21 protein-coding genes are annotated in these 20,020 nt (G+C 59.8%); 7 read left to right on the forward strand and 14 right to left on the reverse strand.

Annotation, left to right across the window (positions count from 1 at the left end; translation table 11 throughout):
* Positions 1-84: 84 nt before the first annotated feature.
* The 7 genes from AC2FIR_RS11715 to trpS all read right to left on the reverse strand — a co-directional run bounded on the left by AC2FIR_RS11715 (position 85) and on the right by trpS (position 4,794).
* Positions 85-498 (reverse strand): GNAT family N-acetyltransferase, encoded by a 414-nt coding sequence (locus AC2FIR_RS11715; RefSeq protein WP_170805766.1) that lies wholly within the window; start codon positions 496-498, stop codon positions 85-87.
* On the reverse strand, positions 495-1,085 hold the full coding sequence (tsaB, locus tag AC2FIR_RS11720) for a tRNA (adenosine(37)-N6)-threonylcarbamoyltransferase complex dimerization subunit type 1 TsaB (RefSeq protein ID WP_170805765.1): 591 nt from the start codon (positions 1,083-1,085) through the stop codon (positions 495-497). Before tsaB ends, AC2FIR_RS11715 begins: the two co-directional genes overlap by 4 nt.
* Positions 1,075-1,638 carry a NifU family protein gene (locus AC2FIR_RS11725; RefSeq protein ID WP_170615678.1) on the reverse strand — a complete coding sequence of 188 codons (564 nt, stop codon included), beginning with the start codon at positions 1,636-1,638 and terminating at the stop codon, positions 1,075-1,077. Before AC2FIR_RS11725 ends, tsaB begins: the two co-directional genes overlap by 11 nt.
* Positions 1,639-1,707: 69 nt before the next feature.
* Positions 1,708-2,301 carry a 2-hydroxychromene-2-carboxylate isomerase gene (locus AC2FIR_RS11730; protein WP_170805763.1) on the reverse strand — a complete coding sequence of 198 codons (594 nt, stop codon included), beginning with the start codon at positions 2,299-2,301 and terminating at the stop codon, positions 1,708-1,710.
* Between the two features lie 9 nt (positions 2,302-2,310).
* The gene (locus tag AC2FIR_RS11735; protein ID WP_170615682.1) at positions 2,311-2,766 is read right to left on the reverse strand and encodes a universal stress protein; all 456 of its coding nucleotides are present in this window, start codon (positions 2,764-2,766) and stop codon (positions 2,311-2,313) included.
* A gap of 77 nt (positions 2,767-2,843) precedes the next feature.
* On the reverse strand, positions 2,844-3,707 hold the full coding sequence (locus AC2FIR_RS11740) for a branched-chain amino acid aminotransferase (protein ID WP_480490859.1): 864 nt from the start codon (positions 3,705-3,707) through the stop codon (positions 2,844-2,846).
* Between the two features lie 58 nt (positions 3,708-3,765).
* Positions 3,766-4,794: a tryptophan--tRNA ligase gene (gene trpS, locus AC2FIR_RS11745; protein WP_496746799.1), complete on the reverse strand. Its 1,029-nt coding sequence runs from the start codon at positions 4,792-4,794 to the stop codon at positions 3,766-3,768.
* Positions 4,795-4,880: 86 nt separating this feature from the next.
* Here trpS and AC2FIR_RS11750 point away from each other — a divergent pair, with 86 nt between their 5' ends.
* On the forward strand, positions 4,881-5,567 hold the full coding sequence (locus tag AC2FIR_RS11750; RefSeq protein ID WP_170615688.1) for a rhomboid family intramembrane serine protease: 687 nt from the start codon (positions 4,881-4,883) through the stop codon (positions 5,565-5,567).
* A 4-nt stretch (positions 5,568-5,571) separates the two neighbouring features.
* Here AC2FIR_RS11750 and murJ read toward each other — a convergent pair whose 3' ends face one another.
* Genes murJ through AC2FIR_RS11765 form a run of 3 tightly spaced genes read right to left on the reverse strand, consistent with a single transcriptional unit; the run spans position 5,572 to position 11,040 of the window.
* Positions 5,572-7,113: a murein biosynthesis integral membrane protein MurJ gene (gene murJ, locus AC2FIR_RS11755; RefSeq protein WP_496746801.1), complete on the reverse strand. Its 1,542-nt coding sequence runs from the start codon at positions 7,111-7,113 to the stop codon at positions 5,572-5,574.
* Positions 7,110-9,908 carry a [protein-PII] uridylyltransferase gene (locus tag AC2FIR_RS11760; protein WP_170615692.1) on the reverse strand — a complete coding sequence of 933 codons (2,799 nt, stop codon included), beginning with the start codon at positions 9,906-9,908 and terminating at the stop codon, positions 7,110-7,112. Before AC2FIR_RS11760 ends, murJ begins: the two co-directional genes overlap by 4 nt.
* Positions 9,868-11,040 carry a penicillin-binding protein activator gene (locus AC2FIR_RS11765; protein ID WP_170681842.1) on the reverse strand — a complete coding sequence of 391 codons (1,173 nt, stop codon included), beginning with the start codon at positions 11,038-11,040 and terminating at the stop codon, positions 9,868-9,870. The genes AC2FIR_RS11760 and AC2FIR_RS11765 overlap by 41 nt, the downstream gene beginning before the upstream one ends.
* An 88-nt stretch (positions 11,041-11,128) precedes the next feature.
* Here AC2FIR_RS11765 and rsmI point away from each other — a divergent pair, with 88 nt between their 5' ends.
* The 3 genes from rsmI (at position 11,129) to gshB (ending at position 13,353) form a co-directional block, all read left to right on the forward strand.
* A complete protein-coding gene (gene rsmI, locus AC2FIR_RS11770; RefSeq protein ID WP_480904216.1) occupies positions 11,129-11,986 on the forward strand; it encodes a 16S rRNA (cytidine(1402)-2'-O)-methyltransferase in 858 nt (285 codons plus the stop codon).
* Between the two features lies 1 nt (position 11,987).
* Positions 11,988-12,359, forward strand: coding sequence for a YraN family protein (locus AC2FIR_RS11775; protein ID WP_496716626.1), 372 nt, complete (start codon positions 11,988-11,990; stop codon positions 12,357-12,359).
* 61 nt (positions 12,360-12,420) lie between these two features.
* Positions 12,421-13,353, forward strand: a complete 933-nt coding sequence (gene gshB, locus AC2FIR_RS11780; protein WP_480813646.1) for a glutathione synthase — start codon at positions 12,421-12,423, stop codon at positions 13,351-13,353.
* Here the strand turns inward: gshB and AC2FIR_RS11785 are convergent.
* The 4 genes from AC2FIR_RS11785 to cobU form a co-directional block, all read right to left on the reverse strand.
* Positions 13,350-14,864 carry a YifB family Mg chelatase-like AAA ATPase gene (locus AC2FIR_RS11785; RefSeq protein ID WP_170615702.1) on the reverse strand — a complete coding sequence of 505 codons (1,515 nt, stop codon included), beginning with the start codon at positions 14,862-14,864 and terminating at the stop codon, positions 13,350-13,352. The two genes, gshB and AC2FIR_RS11785, sit on opposite strands and share 4 nt — an antisense overlap.
* A gap of 70 nt (positions 14,865-14,934) precedes the next feature.
* On the reverse strand, positions 14,935-15,807 hold the full coding sequence (locus AC2FIR_RS11790) for a glutathione S-transferase N-terminal domain-containing protein (RefSeq protein WP_496762391.1): 873 nt from the start codon (positions 15,805-15,807) through the stop codon (positions 14,935-14,937).
* 58 nt (positions 15,808-15,865) lie between these two features.
* Positions 15,866-16,444, reverse strand: a complete 579-nt coding sequence (locus AC2FIR_RS11795; protein WP_496746804.1) for a histidine phosphatase family protein — start codon at positions 16,442-16,444, stop codon at positions 15,866-15,868.
* On the reverse strand, positions 16,441-16,962 hold the full coding sequence (gene cobU / locus AC2FIR_RS11800) for a bifunctional adenosylcobinamide kinase/adenosylcobinamide-phosphate guanylyltransferase (protein ID WP_170615708.1): 522 nt from the start codon (positions 16,960-16,962) through the stop codon (positions 16,441-16,443). Before cobU ends, AC2FIR_RS11795 begins: the two co-directional genes overlap by 4 nt.
* 98 nt (positions 16,963-17,060) lie before the next feature.
* On the opposite strand from cobU, the gene AC2FIR_RS11805 reads away from it, so the two are divergent.
* The 3 genes from AC2FIR_RS11805 to coaBC all read left to right on the forward strand — a co-directional run bounded on the left by AC2FIR_RS11805 (position 17,061) and on the right by coaBC (position 20,020).
* The gene (locus tag AC2FIR_RS11805) at positions 17,061-17,939 is read left to right on the forward strand and encodes an RNA polymerase factor sigma-32 (protein ID WP_170615711.1); all 879 of its coding nucleotides are present in this window, start codon (positions 17,061-17,063) and stop codon (positions 17,937-17,939) included.
* A complete protein-coding gene (locus tag AC2FIR_RS11810; RefSeq protein WP_496746805.1) occupies positions 17,936-18,760 on the forward strand; it encodes a ChaN family lipoprotein in 825 nt (274 codons plus the stop codon). Before AC2FIR_RS11805 ends, AC2FIR_RS11810 begins: the two co-directional genes overlap by 4 nt.
* A gap of 63 nt (positions 18,761-18,823) precedes the next feature.
* Complete coding sequence (gene coaBC, locus AC2FIR_RS11815) at positions 18,824-20,020, forward strand: bifunctional phosphopantothenoylcysteine decarboxylase/phosphopantothenate--cysteine ligase CoaBC (protein ID WP_496746830.1); 1,197 nt, start codon at positions 18,824-18,826, stop codon at positions 20,018-20,020.

The raw sequence follows: 20,020 nt of genomic DNA on the forward strand, positions 1-20,020 counted from the left end.
TGTTGTGATGGCGGGAATTAAGGCCGTTTGCAACAGCCATGGTCAACCACTATTTTGACCAATCGGTAAAAAACTTGCCTGCCTTCAGATCAGACTGCATTCCATTTGGATTGCATCGAGCTTCTGATTGTTTTCATGAAGGTAATACCCCTTACGCAGGCCGCAGACCTTGTAACCACAGCTCTGATAAAGGGAAATTGCCGGCAAATTGTCGGCCGCTACGTCCAGAAAAGTATGAGTGGCACCCAGTTTTTTTGCCTTGTTGTGCCAGTCTTTCATGCATTGCCTTGCAAGCCCCTGCCTTTGACAGGCCGGGTGAGTTGCAATCGTCAAAAGCTCCGCCTGATCAGCAATAACCTGAATGACGGCAAATGATCGTTCATTTCCAACAACATGCGTGAATCTGTTTTCCAGAAGATCGCAAAACTCCTGGGCGCTCCACGGGCGGGCCCGGGTAAAGGCCGCGGCATGCGTCTTTGCAAGATCCTGCGGTTTCATTCGTCCAGCAACACCGGAGGCAGATCTTTCGACGGGGCCGCATCGGCCGCACGGATATAGAGCGGCGCTGGTGCCTCTGATACAGACTGCCAGCGACGTGACGTAATCCGGGCAATCGCGCGGGCTTGCAAATCCGCGTTGTCGTTCAGAACCAGGGCTCCAAACGTCTCTGCCGTCTCTTGGCCAATCAGTTCCGGGTCAGAATCATGCAAGGAAACATAAACCTGCTCTCGCGGCGCGCGAATCGCAGGGATGCTGCCCTGAGGCGCAAATTCGGCCAGAGCATCGAATCCCGTCACGCCGACAGCCGGAATTCCCAGGCCCAGCGCCAAACCGCGCGCGGCAGAAACCGAGATTCGGATTCCGGTGAAATTGCCCGGACCTATGCCAACGCCGATCGCATCCAAATCCGCCCAAGTACACCCGCCCAGGGCCAGAACCTCGTGCAGCAGCGGCATCAGGCGTTCCGCCTGGCCGCGCGTCATGGGTTCAGCGCAGGAGGTCACGATTTCGCCGTCCCGCAACAAAGCGGCCGCGCAATGCGCGGCCGATGTGTCGAATGCCAGTATGGTCGGATCAGACGGCAACCGGGCGCACCTCGGTCACTTCGGGGATGTAGTGACGCAGCAGGTTCTCGATCCCCATTTTCAGGGTAAGTGTCGACGATGGGCAGCCCGCACAGGCGCCTTGCATATGCAGATATACGACCCCACGGTCAAAGCCGTGAAAGGTGATGTCCCCACCATCCTGCGCCACGGCCGGACGCACGCGGCTGTCCAGCAGGTCTTTGATCTGATTGACGATTTCCGCGTCCTCGCCGGTATGTTCGGCGTGCCCCGAGGCGGTTGCGGCGTCCGCGCCCATAACCGGCTGACCGGACTGGTAATGCTCCATCACCGCGCCCAGAATTGCGGGCTTGATGTGATCCCACTGCACGTCGTCAGACTTCGTGACTGTTACAAAATCATTGCCGAAGAAAACTCCGGTAACGCCGTTCACCTCAAAGATCCGCTTGGCCAAGGGTGACTTCTCGGCAGCTTCGGCCGTCGGGAAGTCTGCCGTACCCGCTTCCAGAACGGTTTGGCCGGGCAGGAATTTCAATGTTGCAGGGTTGGGCGTCGATTCGGTTTGAATGAACATGGCGCGGCTCCGGTTGGGTTGTACCTGATATGCGGGCAGGCGCCGTGGAAGTCAAGATTTGGAACGATTCTAAATCGTACTGGCAAAATCGACCGCATCCTCCAGCCGGTCATCCCCCCAGAACAGCTCGTCGCCTGCTACAAAACTGGGCGCCCCGAACAGGTCCAGGGCCTGAGCGCGCTTGGACTGCTCGAACAAAGCTTCCTTGATAGCCGGATCCTTTGATCGCGCAATCATATCGCTGCGCAACCCGGCAACGACAAGACAATCAGCCAGCACGCTTTCGTCCGAGATTGTGCGCCCGTCGGCAAATTCTGCTTGGTACACAGCGCGCACAAATGCCGCTTTTTGGTCCTGATCCTCGATGGCCAGAACCAGCCGGGCGGCCAGAACTCCGTTTTGGGGAAAAGGGTTCGGATGCACGAAAGCCAACCCGCGCTTTTTGCACAGACGCTCCATGTCACGCCACATATAGCGCCCTTTGGCGGGATAGATATTGAACGGAGAATTGTCCCATCCCTGCGCGGCGAAAATCGGGCCCAGAAGAAAGGGCTGCCAATCCACGGCAACCCCTTTTTGCGCCGCCACCTGTTCAACCCGCATCGCACTGAGATAGGAATAGGTCGAAGCAAATTCGAACCAGAATTGGATACGGCGGGTCATGTTGGGGCCTCAGGTAATAGCTTCCAGCTTTTCCTTGCTCAGATCCCCGGGCACGATGGTGATCGGGATCGGAAGACTGCCGGAATTGCGTGTCAGTTGCGTCACCAGCGGACCGGGCCCTTTTTTTTCGACGCCCGCACCCAGAACAAGTACCCCGATTTCAGGGTCCGACTGGACATGTTCAATGATCTGCGGCACCGGATCGCCTTCGCGGATGGCCAGTTCGGGTTCGATACCCTGCTTGTCGCGCATCCATTTCGCAAACACCTCGAAATGTGCGTGAATGCGCTCGCGCGCTTCTTCCCGCATTACTTCCGCCACACCGATCCAGTGGTTGAACTCATCCGGAGGGATGACCGACAGAACCGTTACCCCTCCGCCGGTATGCGCCGCACGCATTGCCGCGAAACGCATGGCATTCAGGCATTCGCGGCTGTCGTCAAGTATGACCAGGAACTTACGCATTTGTATCCTCTTTTGTTTCCGGGATCATGCCCGACAGTGGGGATACTGGCAACTCGGAAGCGCGCCGCATTGACGTGTTAGCGGTTGCTGGCGGCCCAGTCCCAATACAACTCACGGGCGCGGCGGGAAATCGGGCCGACCTGATACCGGGTATCTTCCAGTGCCGTTACCGGTGTGACCTTGTTCATGTTCCCGGTCATGAACACTTCGTCAGCGTTGTGGAAGTCATCAAAGCTCAGGATGGCTTCGTGCACAGTGACGCCGTCCGCCCTCAGGTTCTTGATATGACGGGCGCGCGTGATCCCGGCCAAAAAGGTTCCGTTCGGGGTGGGTGTGAACACCTCGCCGTCGCGAACCATGAAAATGTTGGCCGTTGCGGTTTCCGCCACATGTCCAAGGGCGTCGGTGACAAGCGCATTTGAAAACCCTTTTCCGCGCACCTCCTGCAACATCCGGGCGTTGTTGGGGTAAAGACAGCCGGCCTTGGCATTCACGACTGCGGATTCCAATACCGGGCGACGGAATCGCGTGGTGCCCAGCGTTGCCGAGGCGGTCTCGGGCGCCATCGGAATTTCTTCCAGACAGACCGCAAAACCTGTGCTGTTTTCCTGCGGTACGATCGCGGTCGCGTCGCCATCGATACCCCAGTACATCGGACGGATATAGACAGCGGCATCGGGGCTATAGCCTTCCAACCCCTCGAGGACGATCCCGATCATTTGATCAGTGGTTACGAATGGCGTCAGCATAAGCGCCTCGGCCGAGCGATTCACGCGGGCACAATGCGCCTCAAGATCCGGGGCCATGCCATCAAAATACCGCGCCCCATCAAAGACGGACGATCCCAGCCATGCACCGTGATCGGCCGCGCGCATGATCGGGGCATCCCCGTCATGCCACTGACCCTCGAAATAGGTACGGATATTCTTGCCGACTGCCATGGCGCCCTCCCTAGCTTTTGGCAAACCTAGGAAGGCGTTGAGGCAACGTCCAGCGTAATCAGCCCTGTTTGGCGCCGACCATGCCCACGATTTCGTAGGTCTGCTGCAGGATCGGAGATGCAATCGCGCGGGCCTTCTCGGCGCCCCGTGCCAAAATCTGGTCGATCTCGGCCTCTTCGCCCATCAGTCGGGCCATCTCGGACGAGATCGGCGCCAGCTTCGACACCGCCAGTTCGGCCAGCATCGGTTTGAACTCGCCAAACTGCTTGCCGCCTGCTTCGGCCAGAACCTGCTCGGCAGTCTGGTCGCTGAGGGCGGCATAGATGTTTACCAGATTGCGCGCCTCCGGGCGTTCTGCCAGCCCGTCGATCTCGGACGGCAGCGCATCCGGGTCTGTCTTGGCCTTGCGAATCTTCTTGGCGATCGCGTCGGCGTCATCGGTCATGTTGATCCGGGTCATGTCGGACGGATCCGAAGACGACATCTTGCGCGTTCCGTCGCGCAGGTTCATCACGCGCGGCGCAGCACCACCGATGACCGGTTCGGTCACAGGGAAGAAATCTACCCCATAGTCGTGATTGAACTTGATCGCGATGTCACGGGTCAGTTCCAGATGCTGTTTCTGATCCTCTCCCACAGGCACATGGGTTGCGTGATAGGTCAGAATGTCCGCCGCCATCAGCGCAGGATAGGCAAAAAGACCCAACGAGGCGTTTTGCGCATTCTTGCCCGCCTTGTCCTTGAACTGCGTCATCCGCTGCATCCAGCCCATCCGGGCGATACAGTTGAAGATCCACCCAAGCTGCGTGTGTTCGGCCACCTGGCTCTGGTTGAAAAGGATCGACTTTTCCGGATCAAGACCGGCGGCGATAAAACCAGCGCAGACTTCGCGGGTCTTTTCGCGCAGACGCTCCGGGTCTTGCCAGACGGTGATCGCGTGCAGGTCGACCATGCAATAGATGGTCTCGAATTCAGGGCCCTGCATATCCACAAAACGCTTGAGCGCACCCAGGTAGTTGCCAAGGTGCAGGTTTCCCGAAGGCTGGATGCCGGAAAACACGCGCGGCGTGAATTGAGTTTCGGTCATCGAAGGGAACTCCCGTCTGGAAAAATCAGCCCCCGTCGCTTACCCATGAGGTCAAGGGACGTCAACAGCCGCGAAAGGCCCGCCCAATGAGCAGCGAACAATATACACCTGCCGTGAACCCTCTGCCGCCTGTCGTTGTGGCGCTGGTGTTGTTCATCATGGGTATCGAACTGGCGTTTTCCCTTGGTACGCGCGGGATCGTCGGCGGACCTTCGGCTGTCGGATGGCGGCTGGACGCGCTGCAAAGCTATGCCTTCTCGCCGGACATCTTCGACTGGATGGTTCAAAACGGGCGGTGGCCCTTCGAACATTTGATCCGGTTCGTGACCTATCCCTTTGTCTCGGCCAATTTCACGCAGGCCATTTTTGTCTGCGTGTTCGTGCTGGCCATGGGCAAAATGGTGGCCGAGGTGTTTGGCGGCTTTCCCATGCTGTTGATCTTTGTGCTGTCAGGTGTCGGCGGTGCACTGGCCTATGCGCTGATCCTGGATCCCCGCTACCCGCTGGTCGGCGGGTTCCCACCGGTCTACGGTCTGATCGGCGCGTTCACCTGGCTGTTGTGGCGCAAACTGTCGCTGGTCGGCGAAAACCAGTCACGCGCTTTCAGCCTGATTGCCGTGCTGATGGGCATCCAACTGCTGTTCGGCCTGCTGTTTGGCGGCACGTCCGACTGGGTCGCCGATCTGGGCGGGTTTGCCACTGGCTTTGGCCTGTCATTCTTTTTGGCCCCGGGCGGATGGGCCCGGATTGTCGGGCGCATCCGGCGCGACTGACGGATCAGGACCGGCGCAAGGCGCGCCTGAATTCCGATACTTCAAATGCCCGCAACAGGTGGCCCAGAGCGAAATAGGTGATCGCGGCAATCGCAATCAGCAGGAACAGGGCCGGATAACGCCATCCGGGCAGGGCAAAGACCCAGCCGAACAGGTGCAGCGCTACAAACAACACAACGCCCATTCCAACCGAGGCCGCGACGATCCGCCATGCACGGCGCTTGAAGCGGGCGTCAAAGCGGGCCTCTTCCCCCATCCGGCGTGCGCCGATGGCCAGTAGCGCCACCATCGCCCACCCGGCAGCCGAAGCCGCAATGGCGGGCGCGATCCAACCCACCACCGGATACAGGCCAAAGGCCAGGGCAGCATTCACGATCATGGCCACCACCGCGTAGTGAAACGGCGTGCGGGTGTTTTCCCGGGCGAAGAATAGCGGTTGCAGCAGCTTTTGCAGCATGAAGGCTGGCAGGCCGACCCCGTAAATCGCGACGGCCAGCGCCGTGGCGGCTGTGTCTTCGGGGCCGAACTGGCCCCGCTCGAACAGCACCGAAACCAGCGGTGTGGGAATGATCACAAACGCCACGGTCGATGGAATGGTCAGAAGCAGCGTGAATTCGCCCGCACGGGAAAAGGCGTTGCGCGCACCGTCCTTGTCGTCCGCACGCAAGCGGCGCGAAAGATCGGGCAGCAGCACGATGCCCACAGCGATGCCCACCACACCCAATGGCAACTGGTAAAGCCGGTCCGCGGCAAACAACCAGCTGACGGCTTTTTCGGTTTTCGACGCCACCAACTGGCCCACCACCAGGTTGACCTGCGTCACGCCCATCGCCAAAGCTGCAGGAACCGCGACACGAACCAGATTGCGCATCTCAGGGCTGAGCTTGGGAAGCCCGGGACGAATACGGATACCTGCGCGCTCGGTTGCGACCCAGACCAGTGCCAACTGTGCGACACCGGCCACCGGAATGACCGCCAGCAGCCAGCGGATGACTTCGCCACCGGATACAGCACCAAGAATAAGGGCCGAACAGGCAAAGATGTTCAGCAACACCGGCGCGGCCGCAGCGGCGGCAAACCGGCCCGTCGCGTTCAGGACGCCAGAAAACAAGGCCGCCAGCGACATGAACAGGATGTAGGGAAAGACGATATACCCATAGTCCACCGCCAGATCGAAACGTTCGTCGCCATAGAAGCCCTCGGCCGTGACCCAGACCAGCGCGGGCATGAAGACCATAGCGAGGCCGACCAGCGCCAACACAGCCAACGCCAACAGGTTGAAGGCGTCCTGCGCAAACCCTTGTGCGTTCTCGCCGCCCTCAAGGCGCTTTGAGAACATCGGAACAAACGCTGCGTTGAACGCGCCTTCGGCGAAGAAGCGACGGAACATGTTGGGCAGGCGGAAGGCCGCGACAAATGCATCCATGACTGGCCCCGGACCAATATAGGCGGCCAGAAGGATTTCGCGCAGAAATCCCAGGATGCGGCTGGCAAGCGTCCAGAAGCCGACCGTGAACAGGCCTGAAAACAGGCGGATCTGCTTCATGAGGCCGCGCGCTCGGCGCCTTCGGTGATCGCTTTACGCAGCTTGGCTTCCAGCCCGCGCTGCTTGCTTTCCGAATAGTATTTCAACCCGAACATATCCTTGACATAGAAGGTGTCGACCACCTGTTCGCCGTAGGTCGCGATCACAGCATTGGCGATATACACGTTGGATGCCGCCAGGGTTCGGGTCAGGTCAAACAGCAAACCGGGACGGTCGCGGGTATCGACCTCGATGATCGTGTAAATTTCAGACCCGTCATTGTCGAACATGATGTGGGTCGGAACGTTGAAGGCGCGTTCGCGTTTTTTGATCTTGTCCCGCGATTTCAGCGCATCGCGCGCCACCACCTCACCCTTGAGGGTTTTGTGGATCATCTGGGTCAGGCGTGGCAGGCGGCTGGCTTCGAATGGGTGGCCTTCGGCATCCTGTATCCAGAACGCATCGGTCACATAGCCGTCCTTGGTCGTATAACTGCGTGCATCCACGACGTTGGCCCCGACCAGCGCCAGCGCGCCGGCGATCCGCGCGAAAATTCCGGGGTGATCGCCCATGGCGAAACAGGCGCGGGTGGCATCGCGGTCTTCGTCCGGGTGCAGGCGGATTTCCATCGCTCCGGGGTCGCCGCTGGTTTCCAAAGCCTGCAGCATCTCGGCAAATTCGATGTGGGTCGAAAGATTGAGACCCTGCCAGTAAGGATCGTAGTGCCGTCCGGTTTCGGTTTTCAGGTCGGCCTTGGACCAGTCGTCCAGCGCAACCCGCAGTGCCTTCTTGGCCTCGGCCCCGCGGTTGGCCCGGTTCAGATCCTCCATCCCCGTTTCCAGCGCGCGTTTTGTTTCGGCATGCAGCGCGCGCAACAGGGTAGCCTTCCAGTTGTTCCATGTATCTGGGCCGACGCCGCGAATGTCACAAACCGTCAGCACCGTCAGAAGGTCCAGCCGTTTGACTGTCTGCACCGCCTTGGCAAAATCGCGCACCGTGCGCGGGTCGGAGATATCGCGTTTTTGTGCCATGTCCGACATCAGCAGGTGATAACGCACAAGCCATTCGACCGTTTCGGTGTCTGACTTGTTCAACCCGAGACGCGGCGCAATCTTGCGGGCCATCTGGGCGCCGAGAATCGAGTGATCTTCAGGCCGCCCCTTGGCAATGTCATGCAACAGCAGCGCCACATACAGAACCTTGCGATTGACGCCCCCTTTCAGGATCGACGAGGCGAGCGGCAGCGATTCAACCAACTCTCCGCGTTCGATCTGCGCCAGGTTGACGATGCACTGGATGGTGTGCTCGTCCACCGTATAGCTGTGATACATATTGAACTGCATCATCGCCACGATGGGCTCGAACTCGGGCAGGAAGGCCGACAACACGCCAAGTTCGTTCATCCGGCGCAGGGCGCGTTCCGGGTTGCCGTGTTTCAGCATCAGGTCGAGGAAGATGCGCTGCGCCTCTTTGTCATTGCGCATTTCATCGTCGATCAGATGCAGGTTGGCCGTGACCAGGCGCATTGCATCCGGGTGGATCAGCATCCCGGTCCGCAACCCTTCCTCAAACAGACGCAGCAGGTTCAGTTTGTCGGACAGAAACTTGTCCGGGTCACCAACATCCAGACGGCCATGCACCACTGTGTAGCCTGATTTGACACGGCGGCGGCGGCGAAAGATGCGTTCCAGCAGCGGCGCACCTTTTACATGCGCGGCCTCCAGCTTGGTCAGAAAGATCCGCGTCAGTTCTCCGACACGTGTTGCTTCGCGGAAATATCGCTGCATGAACACCTCGACCGCTCGCCGACCGGCGCGGTCCTGATAGCCCATGCGGTCGGCAACCTCGACCTGCAGATCAAAGGCCAGCTGCTCGGTCGCGCGCCCCGTGATCAGATGCAGATGCGACCGGACAGCCCACAGGAACTCCTCGGCCTCGACAAAGCCCTTGAATTCATCAGGTGTAAACAAGCCAAGCGGAACAAGCTCGGCCACGTCGTGAACGCCATATATGTACTTGGCGATCCAGTACAATGACTGCAAATCGCGCAGACCCCCTTTACCCTCTTTCACATTGGGCTCGACCATATATCGCTGGCCTTGCTTGAGGTGTCGTGCGTCCCGCTCCTGCAACTTGGCTTCGATGAATTCACGCTCGCTGCCCTTGAACAGATCCGCTTTCAGGCGCTCTTCCAGACCCGTCGCCAATTCCCTGTCCCCGGCAAGGTACCGCTGCTCGAGCATCGAAGTGCGGATCGTGAAATCATCCGCGCCCAAACGCAGGCAATCCCGGATCGTGCGCGATGAATGCCCGACCTTCAATCGCAGATCCCAAAGGATGTAGAGCATGGATTCGATCACGCTCTCGGCCCACGCGGTGATCTTGTAGGGGGTCAGAAACAGCAGATCGACATCGGATGAAGGGGCCATCTCGCCCCGGCCATACCCTCCGACCGCCAGAACCGCGATCTTTTCACCCTGGGTCGGATTGGCCAACGGGTGAAGATATCGGCCGGAGACCAGCATCGCGGTTCCGACCAACTGGTCCGTCAGGTAGGTGTACGATCGCGTCAATGGTCGCGCCGCAAAGGGTTGCTCCGCAAACGCATTGGCGATGGCCATGCGTCCGGCCTTCTGCGCATCACGCAAAACGCGCACGGTTTCCGCGCGCATTTCAGCATTGTCATTGCAGTTATCGAAGGCTTCAGACAAACGGGCACTGACGCCCTCACTGTCAAAAATCTCGTTTGCCGGGCAGATCAGGCTGCCTTCGGGCTCAGAGACCGGCGCCCGCAAAGCTTTGTGGAGCAGGGTCAATCACAACCACCTGTTTGTTCTGGATCGTGGCAACCGCCAGACCACGTTCATTTGTTCCATTCGATCGCAGACGGAAGATGCCGCCAACGCCCTGAAACCCAGCATTCTGAGTCAGGGCGGCACCTGTCAGCGCGTCCGATTTTCCCTGCCCGACCAATGCGCCGATGGCCGCGATGCCATCATAGGCCAAACCGCTGATCGGGTGCGGTGCCTCGCCATAGGTCGCATTGTACCGCTGGCGATAGGCTTGTGCCTTTGCCGGATCCGGCAAGGCAAACCAGCCGCCCTGCACACCCGGCAATTCCAGTGTTTGCGGTGGAATATCCCAGCGTGTCAGCCCGATGAATTGCGTCGTGGCCGGGGAAATGCCAGCCTCGGGCAGCAGCTGGCTGAACAGCGGCAAGGCACCGGCGGTGGTCGCAGTCAGAAAGATCGAATCGGCCCCGGTTGCGTCGACCGTCGCCTTAATCGTGGGAACCGAGCCGATGACGCCCTGCTGCGAGCGGTCAAATCCAACCGAACCCGCATTGTTGACCCGGCTTGTGCTGAGGGCTGAAATAATTGCGGTTTGGCCCTGCTGACCTGCCCCATCGTTACTGTGAACGACGACCATTCCGGTTTTGCCCTGCTGGGCCGCGTAATTCACCAGCCGACCAGCCGTGTTTTCAAAGGTCGGTCCCAGCACAAACACGTTTCCACCGGCGACGCTGGTATTGTTGGAAAAGGACAGAACATTGATGCTTTTGTCCAGAACGGCCAAACCGGCGGCATTGGCTGCCTGCGCGTAAACCGGGCCGATGATGATCTTCGCACCGTCATCCACGGCCTGTTTGGCCACCGTGCCGGCAATACCCGCGTTTCCTGCAGTGTCATAAACCCGAAGATCAATCTGCACATTCTGAAGATCAGCCATGGCCAGACGGGCGGCGTTTTCAAGGCTTTGGGCCAATGCCGCATCCCCCGATTGCGCCGATCCGCGTGGAACCAGCAGGGCGACAGGCACCGGTTTGGATGCGTTGATCGAAGGACCCCCGCCCAGACCGCCGGGCTCACAAGCGGCGAGAAGCGCGGCGGTGGCGAGGACTACGGCGGATTTCGCCAACTTGCGAACGGGCTTGCAAACGGTAAACATCTAAATGAAAACTCCCTGATCCGGCGGCTTGGAACGCTGCTATTCTATTGAGCCGCGATAATAAACGTCATGCAGTGAGGGTCCAGCTTTGAATTTCCAGAAGGTCAGATTAGGCGCGGGATTGTATTTTGTTGCCACTCCGATCGGAACGGCGCGCGACATCACGCTCAGGGCGCTGGATGTACTGGCCTCGGCTGACATGATCGCCGCCGAAGACACCCGCAGCCTGCGGCGCCTGATGGAGATTCATGGAATCCCCTTGGAAGGGCGGCGTATCCAGGCCTACCACGACCACAGCAGTGCAGGCGCGCGCCAGAAAATCCTGGACGCCCTGGCGCAGGGATTGTCGGTGGCCTACGCATCCGAAGCCGGGATGCCGCTGATTGCCGACCCCGGCTACGATCTTGGACGACAGGCGGCCGAGGCCGGGCATTCCGTGACCTGTGCCCCGGGTCCTTCTGCGGCCCTAATGGCCTTGACGCTTGCCGGTTTGCCCACGGATGCGTTCTTTTTTGCAGGCTTTCTTCCCAATGCCTCGGGCGCGCGCCGCAGCCGGATCGAGGCGCTGCGCGACATACCCGGTACGCTGGTGTTCTACGAATCACCAAAGCGCGTCGCCGCCAGCCTGTCCGATCTCGCAGAGGGTCTTGGACCCGACCGTCAGGCCGCGCTGTGCCGCGAACTGACCAAGAAATTTGAAGAGGTCCGGCGCGGCACGCTTGGGGATCTGGCCGAAGCCTATCGCGGCGAAACCGTAAAGGGCGAAGTTGTCTTGTTGGTTGATCGCGGCCATTCGCAAAACATTAAGGACTCTGACGTAGAAGAGGCTCTGAAAAGAGCCTTGGAAACCCATTCGGTTCGGGACGCGGCTGATCTTGTCTCGCAGATGTTCAAACTGCCGCGCCGCCCCCTCTATCAGAAGGCTCTGAAACTCGGGAAGGAGTGAAATGGCCAGTCGTTCGGTCAGGGGGTCAGTTTCCTACCACGCGGGTCAGTCAGCGGAACTGTGCGTTGCATCTGATTATGAACGGCGTGGTTTCACAATCACTCACCGTCGCTGGCGCGGGGCCGGTGGTGAGATCGACCTGATTGCACGCGATGCGGACGGTATCGTCTTCATAGAAGTCAAGAAAAGCAGCAGTTTTGAAAAGGCCGCGGCGCGGATCAGCCCCCGCCAGATCAGCCGAATCTACGCCTCCGCAGCCCAGTTTCTGGAGCATGAACCCAATGGGCAGCTGACGAATGTCCGATTTGACGCGGCTCTGGTCGACGCGAGCGGAGCGGTTCAAATCATCGAAAACGCCTTCGGTCTGGTTTGATCGCCATTGAACCCCCTGCCCCTCTGCGCCATGTATCAGGCGAGAAAACGAGGGATACGCCATGAAAATCGCCTTTCAGATGGACCCAATCGGGACCGTGGACATCAATGCAGACAGTTCTTTCAGGCTGGCGGAAGAGGCACAGGCCCGCGGACATCAGTTGTTTTTCTACGGACCCGATCAGCTGGCTTATCAGGAAGGTCGCATTACAGCGCTTGGCCGGGACATGACGGTACAGCGCGTTCCCGGCGATCCTGCGGTTCTGGGGCCAGAACGCGAAGTGGATCTGGCCGATTTCGACGTGATCTGGCTGCGTCAGGACCCACCGTTCGACATGCACTACATCACCTCCACGCACCTGTTGGACCGCCTGAACGGGCGCGCCCTTGTGGTGAATGATCCCTTCTGGGTGCGCAACTACCCGGAAAAACTGCTGGTTCTGGATTTTCCTGACCTGACCCCGCCAACCACAATTGCGCGGGATCTGGAGACAATCAAAACCTTCAAGGAAAAACATGGCGACATCATCCTGAAGCCGCTCTACGGCAACGGCGGCGCCGGTGTGTTCCGCCTGGATACCAATGACCGCAACCTGACCTCGCTGCATGAACTTTTCACGGGCTTTTCGCGTGAACCTCTGATCGTGCAGAAATTCCTGCCCGATGTCCAAAACGGCGACAAACGCGTGATTCTGGTGGACGGGGAACCGGTTGGTGCCATCAACCGCGTTCCAGCAAAGGGCGAGACACGGTCCAACATGCATGTTGGCGGCCGGCCAGAAAAGATCGGCTTGTCCGACCGGGATCTTGAAATCTGCGCCAAGATCGGTCCGCTGCTGAAGGAAAAAGGCCAGGTGTTTGTCGGCATCGACGTGATCGGCGACTACCTGACTGAGATCAACGTCACCTCGCCCACCGGTATTCAGGAACTGGAACGGTTCGACGGGGTCAACGTCGCAGGCAAAATCTGGGACGCAATTGAGGCAAAGCTCTAGGCCATCGTCCGGGCGCTGATGCGAAAGCTCAGCGCTTCGGCCACATGGGGTTTGCGGATGTCAGGCGCGCCGTCGAGATCCGCAATCGTGCGCGCAACGCGCAGGATACGGTGGAACGCGCGGGCTGACAGTCCAAACCGTTCGGCCGCCTTCAACAGCAACTCCCTGCCTTCGGCGTCCGGCGCGGCAACTTCCTCCAGCAGCGCCCCCTCGATATCAGCGTTTTGACGCACCGACGGGTTTCCCTGAAATCGCGCTGCCTGAATGCCACGCGCCCGTTCCACGCGCGCTGCAACCACAGCCGAACAGTCACCTGACGGCGGCAGATCCAGATCGGTAAACCCGACCGGAGGAACTTCGATTCGCAGGTCAAAACGATCCATCAAAGGACCAGAAATGCGCCCCAGGTAGTCCTCGCCACACATCGGAACCCGCGAACAGGCACGCGCAGGATCGCTCAGATAGCCGCATTTGCATGGGTTTGCGGCCGCTACTAGCATGAACCGGCAAGGGTATTTCACATGGGCATTCGCGCGGGCGACCATGACCTCGCCGGTTTCGATTGGCTGGCGCAAAGTTTCCAGCACGGTGCGCGGAAACTCGGGGAACTCATCCATGAACAGCACCCCGTTATGGGCCAGCGAAATCTCACCGGGTTTGGCACCCTTTCCGCCGCCGACGATGGCCGCCATCGAAGCGGTGTGGTGCGGTTCGCGAAAGGGGCGGCTGCGGTTGATGCCGCCTTCGTCCAGCAAGCCGCACAGGGACTGAATCATCGAGGTTTCCAGTGCTTCGACCGCTGTCAGCGGTGGCAGGATACCGGGCAACCGGGCGGCCAGCATTGATTTGCCCGATCCCGGTGTGCCGATCATGATCAGGTGGTGTCGCCCCGCCGCAGCAATTTCCAGCGCCCGTTTGGCGCGTTCCTGCCCCTTCACATCGCGCAGGTCTCGCGTAATGGGCGCAAGTGTCACTTCGCCGGGCTGCGCGACCGGCAATGGCGACTGACCCGAGAAATGCCGGACCACATCGCCCAGAGATTCGGCGCCTATCACTTGCGTAGCATCAACCCAGGCCGCTTCGGCGCTTGAGGCTTTGGGGCACAACAGGGAACGATCCTCGGCAGCGGCGGTCATGGCTGCGGGCAAGGCGCCGACGACGGGGACCAACGATCCATCCAGGGACAGCTCGCCCAGCGCAACTGTGCCTTCCGCGGCATCGGCAGGAATGATCTCCAACGCCGACAGCAGGGCCACGGCAATGGGCAGGTCGAAATGGCTGCCCTCTTTCGGTAAATCGGCGGGCGACAGGTTGATGGTGATCCGTTTGGACGGCAGGGCGATGGCCATTGAACTGAGGGCGCTGCGCACACGATCGCGCGCTTCGGACACGGCTTTGTCCGGCAGGCCTACGATCGAAAAGGCTGGCAACCCCGGTGAAACGGCGCACTGAACTTCAACCGGACGGGCATCAACCCCTTGAAATGCGACAGTGTGGGCGCGGGCAACCATTGTCTTCCTGTTGTTGGTTAACAGGACGTTGCTGCCATGGTTGCGGTTTAGGAATGGTTAACGGCGGTGTTCATTTCCCGACCATCGCCTTGAATTTCGGCCATGCTTCGGGGTCGGCGACCGTCTTGTCCCGACAAAACGCGTTGCAGAACCCCCAACTTGCGCCGTCAAGCTCCAGGAAGTGGGTGGCTACTTTGCCGGAATAGGGACAGTTTTCATTGGCGGAGGGGCCGCTTGCAACTGGCCTGGCCGGTGAAACCCCGCCGATGGGCCACGGGATTGAAGAAAGGTCCTGCGCGTAAGGAAAAGGATCGTACTGCACGGTCAACCCCATGGCCCGCCATTGCCTTACGCAAGGGTCCGAGAGCAACTCCAGACAATAGTCGCGGCTCGCCGAGGACACCGTCAGCCCATAGCCAATGATGCGGGCCGCAACTGGTGTATAGAATACATCTGCCAGAGAATACGCGCCGAACAACGGACCTGAAGCCGCACCGGACACCAAACGGGCGTGATCCCACAATGTTTCGATGCGCTTCAGGTCTGACAGGGTCTCGGGCGAAGGGTCAAAACCCACCCAGCAGTGAAGCAGTTGCATCGGGCATTGGCTGCGTAACGCCGAAAAACCCGACACCATTTCTGTGCAAAGCCAGCGCGCGGTTGCGCGGGCCGCCGGTTCGTTGGGCCACAAGCCTGCCTCGGGGTGCCGTTCAACCAGCGTCTCGGCCATGGCCAGGCTTTCACCAACCACAGTTCCGTCCGGCAAACGCAAGGCCGGCACAAGCCGTGCCGGAGCCAGAGATTTCATGTCTTCGTCCATTGTGCCGGAATACAGACCGATCAAATGGCTTCGATAAGGCAGGCCGAACTTTTCCAGCATCAGCCATCCACGCATGGACCAGCTGGAAAACAGGCGGTCCCCGATATACAGGTCATAAGTCATGCGGCAACGATGCCGCAGGGCTTTGCATCAGTAAATCAGAGAATTGTGGGCACTCTTATCACGGAATGTGATTAATAGACCCAACCGACCATGTGCTGCCGTCCCGCGAAATCCGCGTCACCGACAGATTGTCGATCCGGTGTGAAAATGCCTGTTGCGCATCCAGATCAAGCGCGCGTTGCACCTGTGTCAGGATAACGCCGAAATGGGCGACAATGACCAGATCCGCGCCCGTGTGCGCTGCGATCAGCCGATCAATGGCCCGGTCCACCCTCAGGCGCACGTCGTTCCAGCTTTCGCCACCGGGCGGGCGTATGTCGCCGGGATTGTCCCAATAGGCAAATGCAAGTTCGGGATCTTCCGCCTCGATTTCGGCAAAGGCGCGCATCTCCCAGCGGCCAAAGTTGATTTCCCGCAAATCACGGTGATGCGGCAACCGTCTCCGCGCGCCCTGAATGGCCGTTGCCGTATCCGCCGCACGGGACAAGTCGGATGACACGATCAGAGCATCTGATGGCAGGTGCTCGTGCAACCGGTCAATCGCGGCCTGATCGCTCAGATCAGCAGGCAGATCCGACCAGCCGACCATGGTTTTAGCATGTGTGGGCCCGTGCCTGACAAGAAACAAACGTGTCATGGCAATTGCCCCTTGAGGACCAGCGGCAATCCGGCTGTCACCTGCACGACCAGCTTGGCCTGCGCGGCCAGCGCAATGTTCAGACGCCCCTGCGCCTCGCGGAACCGGCGGGCCAGCGCGTTTTCGGGCACGATGCCATGACCGACTTCGTTGGACACGACAACCAGCCGGGCCGGGCAATCGCGCAGTGCGTTCAGCAAATCCTCCTGCGCAGATTGCAGATCGGATTCTGCAAGCAAATGGTTGGTCAGCCACATGGTGGCGCAATCGATCAGACAGATCTGATCCGCTGCCAGTTCGGCCAGAACCGGGGCCAGATCCATGGGCGCCTCAATCGTGGTCCAGCCTTCCCCGCGCTGATCCAGATGGCGCTGAACCTTGGCGTGCATCTCGCCATCAAGCACTTGTGAAGTTGCAAGATAAACCCGGCTTTTTGCAGTTGAAACAACCAGTTGTTCCGCAAAGGCAGATTTCCCCGAGGCCGCCCCGCCCAGTACAAAGGTTAAATCGGAGCTCACGATCCCTACCTTTCAAATGATCCATCTGGTCTTTCTGTGCGTATCGACACCAGGTCGGCATGGCAAGCCCGGCCCGCGCCTGTGAAGGGGAGATTTGCATGGCACTGGATAACGCAAAAGATTTTTCGATGTCCCGGCAGGCAATGAAAGCCGAGCTGCTGGACGCTGAAACCGAACTTCGGCTGGCTTATGCATGGCGGGATGAACGAGATGAGCAGGCGCTGCATCGCCTGATCACCGCCTATATGCGTTTGGCGATTTCAATGGCCGCCAAGTTCAAGCGCTATGGCGCGCCGATGAATGATCTGATTCAGGAGGCCGGGTTGGGCCTGATGAAAGCCGCCGACAAGTTTGATCCGGACCGCGGCGTGCGCTTTTCGACCTATGCGGTTTGGTGGATCAAGGCCAGCGTGCAGGATTACGTGATGCGAAACTGGTCGATGGTGCGGACCGGATCGACCTCTTCGCAGAAATCTCTGTTCTTCAACATGCGGCGGGTTCAGGCCCGGTTGGAACGTGAAGCAGCGACCGAGGGTATGGAACTGGATCGCCATCAGCTTCACCAGATGATCGCGGCCGAAATCGGTGTCCCGCTGCGCGACGTCGAAATGATGGAGGGGCGTCTGTCCGGTTCAGATTTCTCGCTCAATGCGGTGCAGTCAGCCGATGAAGACGGGCGCGAATGGATCGACGCGCTTGAGGACGATCGCGAGCAGGCCGCTGAAACCGTGGAAAGCCGTCATGACACCGAACAGCTGCGTGAATGGTTGCTGAAAGCGATGCAATCGCTGAATGAGCGCGAGCGTTTCATCGTGCGCGAGCGCAAACTGCGTGAACCTTCCCGGACATTGGAAAGCCTCGGGCAGGAGTTGGGATTGTCAAAGGAACGGGTGCGTCAGCTTGAAGCCGCCGCCTTTGTGAAAATGCGTAAGAACCTTGAAGGCCAATCGCGCGAGGTGCAACACTTCATCGCATGAAACAGTTTGCGATTCTTGTTTGGGCCCTGACCCTTACCTCTGGGTTGGCGCGACCCGGACAGGCCGACGGCCTGATCCCCGATGATGTGGCGGCCGCCATGCAGGCGGCGGATGTGGTCATACTGGGTGAAATTCACGACAACCCGCGCCATCACCTGGTTCAGACCCAGGCACTTGAGGCGGTTTCGCCTTCTGCCGTTGTTTGGGAAATGGTGACGGAAGAGGGTGCCAAACGTCTGGCTCAGACGGCAGCCTCCGACCCCGAGGAATTGTCACGTATTCTGCAATGGGCCGAGTCTGGCTGGCCGCCGCTCAGCATGTATTACCCCGTCTTCGAGGCAACGGATGCGCCAGTTTACGGGGCGATGGTTCCACGAAAGGCCGCCCGAACTGCCATGGAACGAGGTGCCGCCACGACGTTTGGCGCCGATGCGGCGCGCTACGGTCTGACCGTTCCCCTGTCAGCCGATGATCAGGCCGCGCGCGAGGCCGATCAGCTTGCCGCGCATTGCAATGCGGTTCCGACCGAGATGTTGCCCCAGATGGTTGCGATTCAAAGGTTGCGGGACGCAGTTCTGACCCGCGCGATCCTGCGCGCAAAGGATGAAACCGGCGGGCCGGTCGCGGTTATCACGGGCAACGGCCACGCTCGCAAGGATCGCGGTATTCCGACCTTCCTGTCGCGCCTGAGCCCCGGTCTGAAGGTTTATGTTCTGGGCCAGTCCGAAGACGGCGTTATCGATGGCACGTTTGATGCCGTAATCGACAGCCCCGCTGCCGAGCGGGAAGATCCGTGCGAAGCCTTTGGTGTGCAGAATTAACAACTGGAACAACCTGCCTGCGTTGCCTAATGTCGGGGCCGACCGGGACGGGAAGGGCATATGATGCTGGCATCCAAACGCATATTGCTGATCATTGGCGGCGGGATTGCGGCTTACAAGTCGCTGGACCTGATCCGGCGGCTGAAGGAACGCGGTGCGGCGGTGACTCCGGTCCTGACGGGCGCAGCAGAAGAATTCGTGACGCCCTTGTCCGTGTCCGCACTGGCCGGAGAAAAACTCTACCGAGATCTGTTCGATCTGACGGATGAGGCCGAGATGGGCCATATCCAGTTGTCCCGTTCTGCTGACCTGATCGTAGTGGCTCCGGCAACGGCGGATCTGATGGGCAAGATGGCTGCTGGGCTCGCCAATGATCTGGCCTCGACCCTGTTGATGGCAACGGATACGCCCGTGCTGTGCGCACCCGCAATGAATGTGCGAATGTGGAATCATCCGGCGACGCAACGAAACCTAAGGCAATTGCAGGCCGATGGCGTCCGTTTCGTCGGTCCGAACGAAGGCGATATGGCTTGCGGCGAATACGGACCGGGCCGCATGTCGGAACCTCTTGAGATCGTGGCCGCGATCGAGGCCGCATTGGGCAAAGGCCCCCTGTCCGGCAAGCGTATTCTGGTGTCGTCGGGACCGACCCACGAACCCATTGACCCGGTGCGCTATATCGCCAACCGGTCGTCTGGCGCGCAAGGCACGGCCGTGGCCCGCGCGCTGGCGTCCCTGGGGGCCGAAGTGATCTTTGTGACCGGCCCCGCAGATGTTCCTCCGCCCGATGGCGTGCAGGTCATCCCAGTGGAAACCGCACGCCAGATGTCCGATGCGGTCGATGCAGCCCTGCCTGTCGATGCCGGCGTGTTTGCCGCAGCCGTGGCTGACTGGCGCGTGGCCAGCGCGTCCGATCGGAAGCTGAAGAAAAGCCGCGACGGCCTGCCCGCGCTGGAGTTTGCCGAAAACCCTGACATCCTGAAACGTGTGTCGCACATGACGGATGGGCGACCCAGACTGGTTGTCGGCTTTGCCGCCGAAACCAATGACGTGGTCGAAAATGCGACGGCCAAACGCACGCGCAAAGGATGCGACTGGATCGTCGCGAACGATGTCAGCCCCGCCACGGGCATTATGGGCGGTTCGGAAAACGCCGTGACCCTCATCTCGCAAGATGGAGCCGAAAGCTGGCCTCGCATGGGCAAGGATGAAGTCGCCCGGAAACTGGCCGCCAAAATCGCCGACGCTTTGAAAGAATAA

The sequence above is a fragment of the Ruegeria sp. CDSB136 genome, from assembly GCF_059610965.1.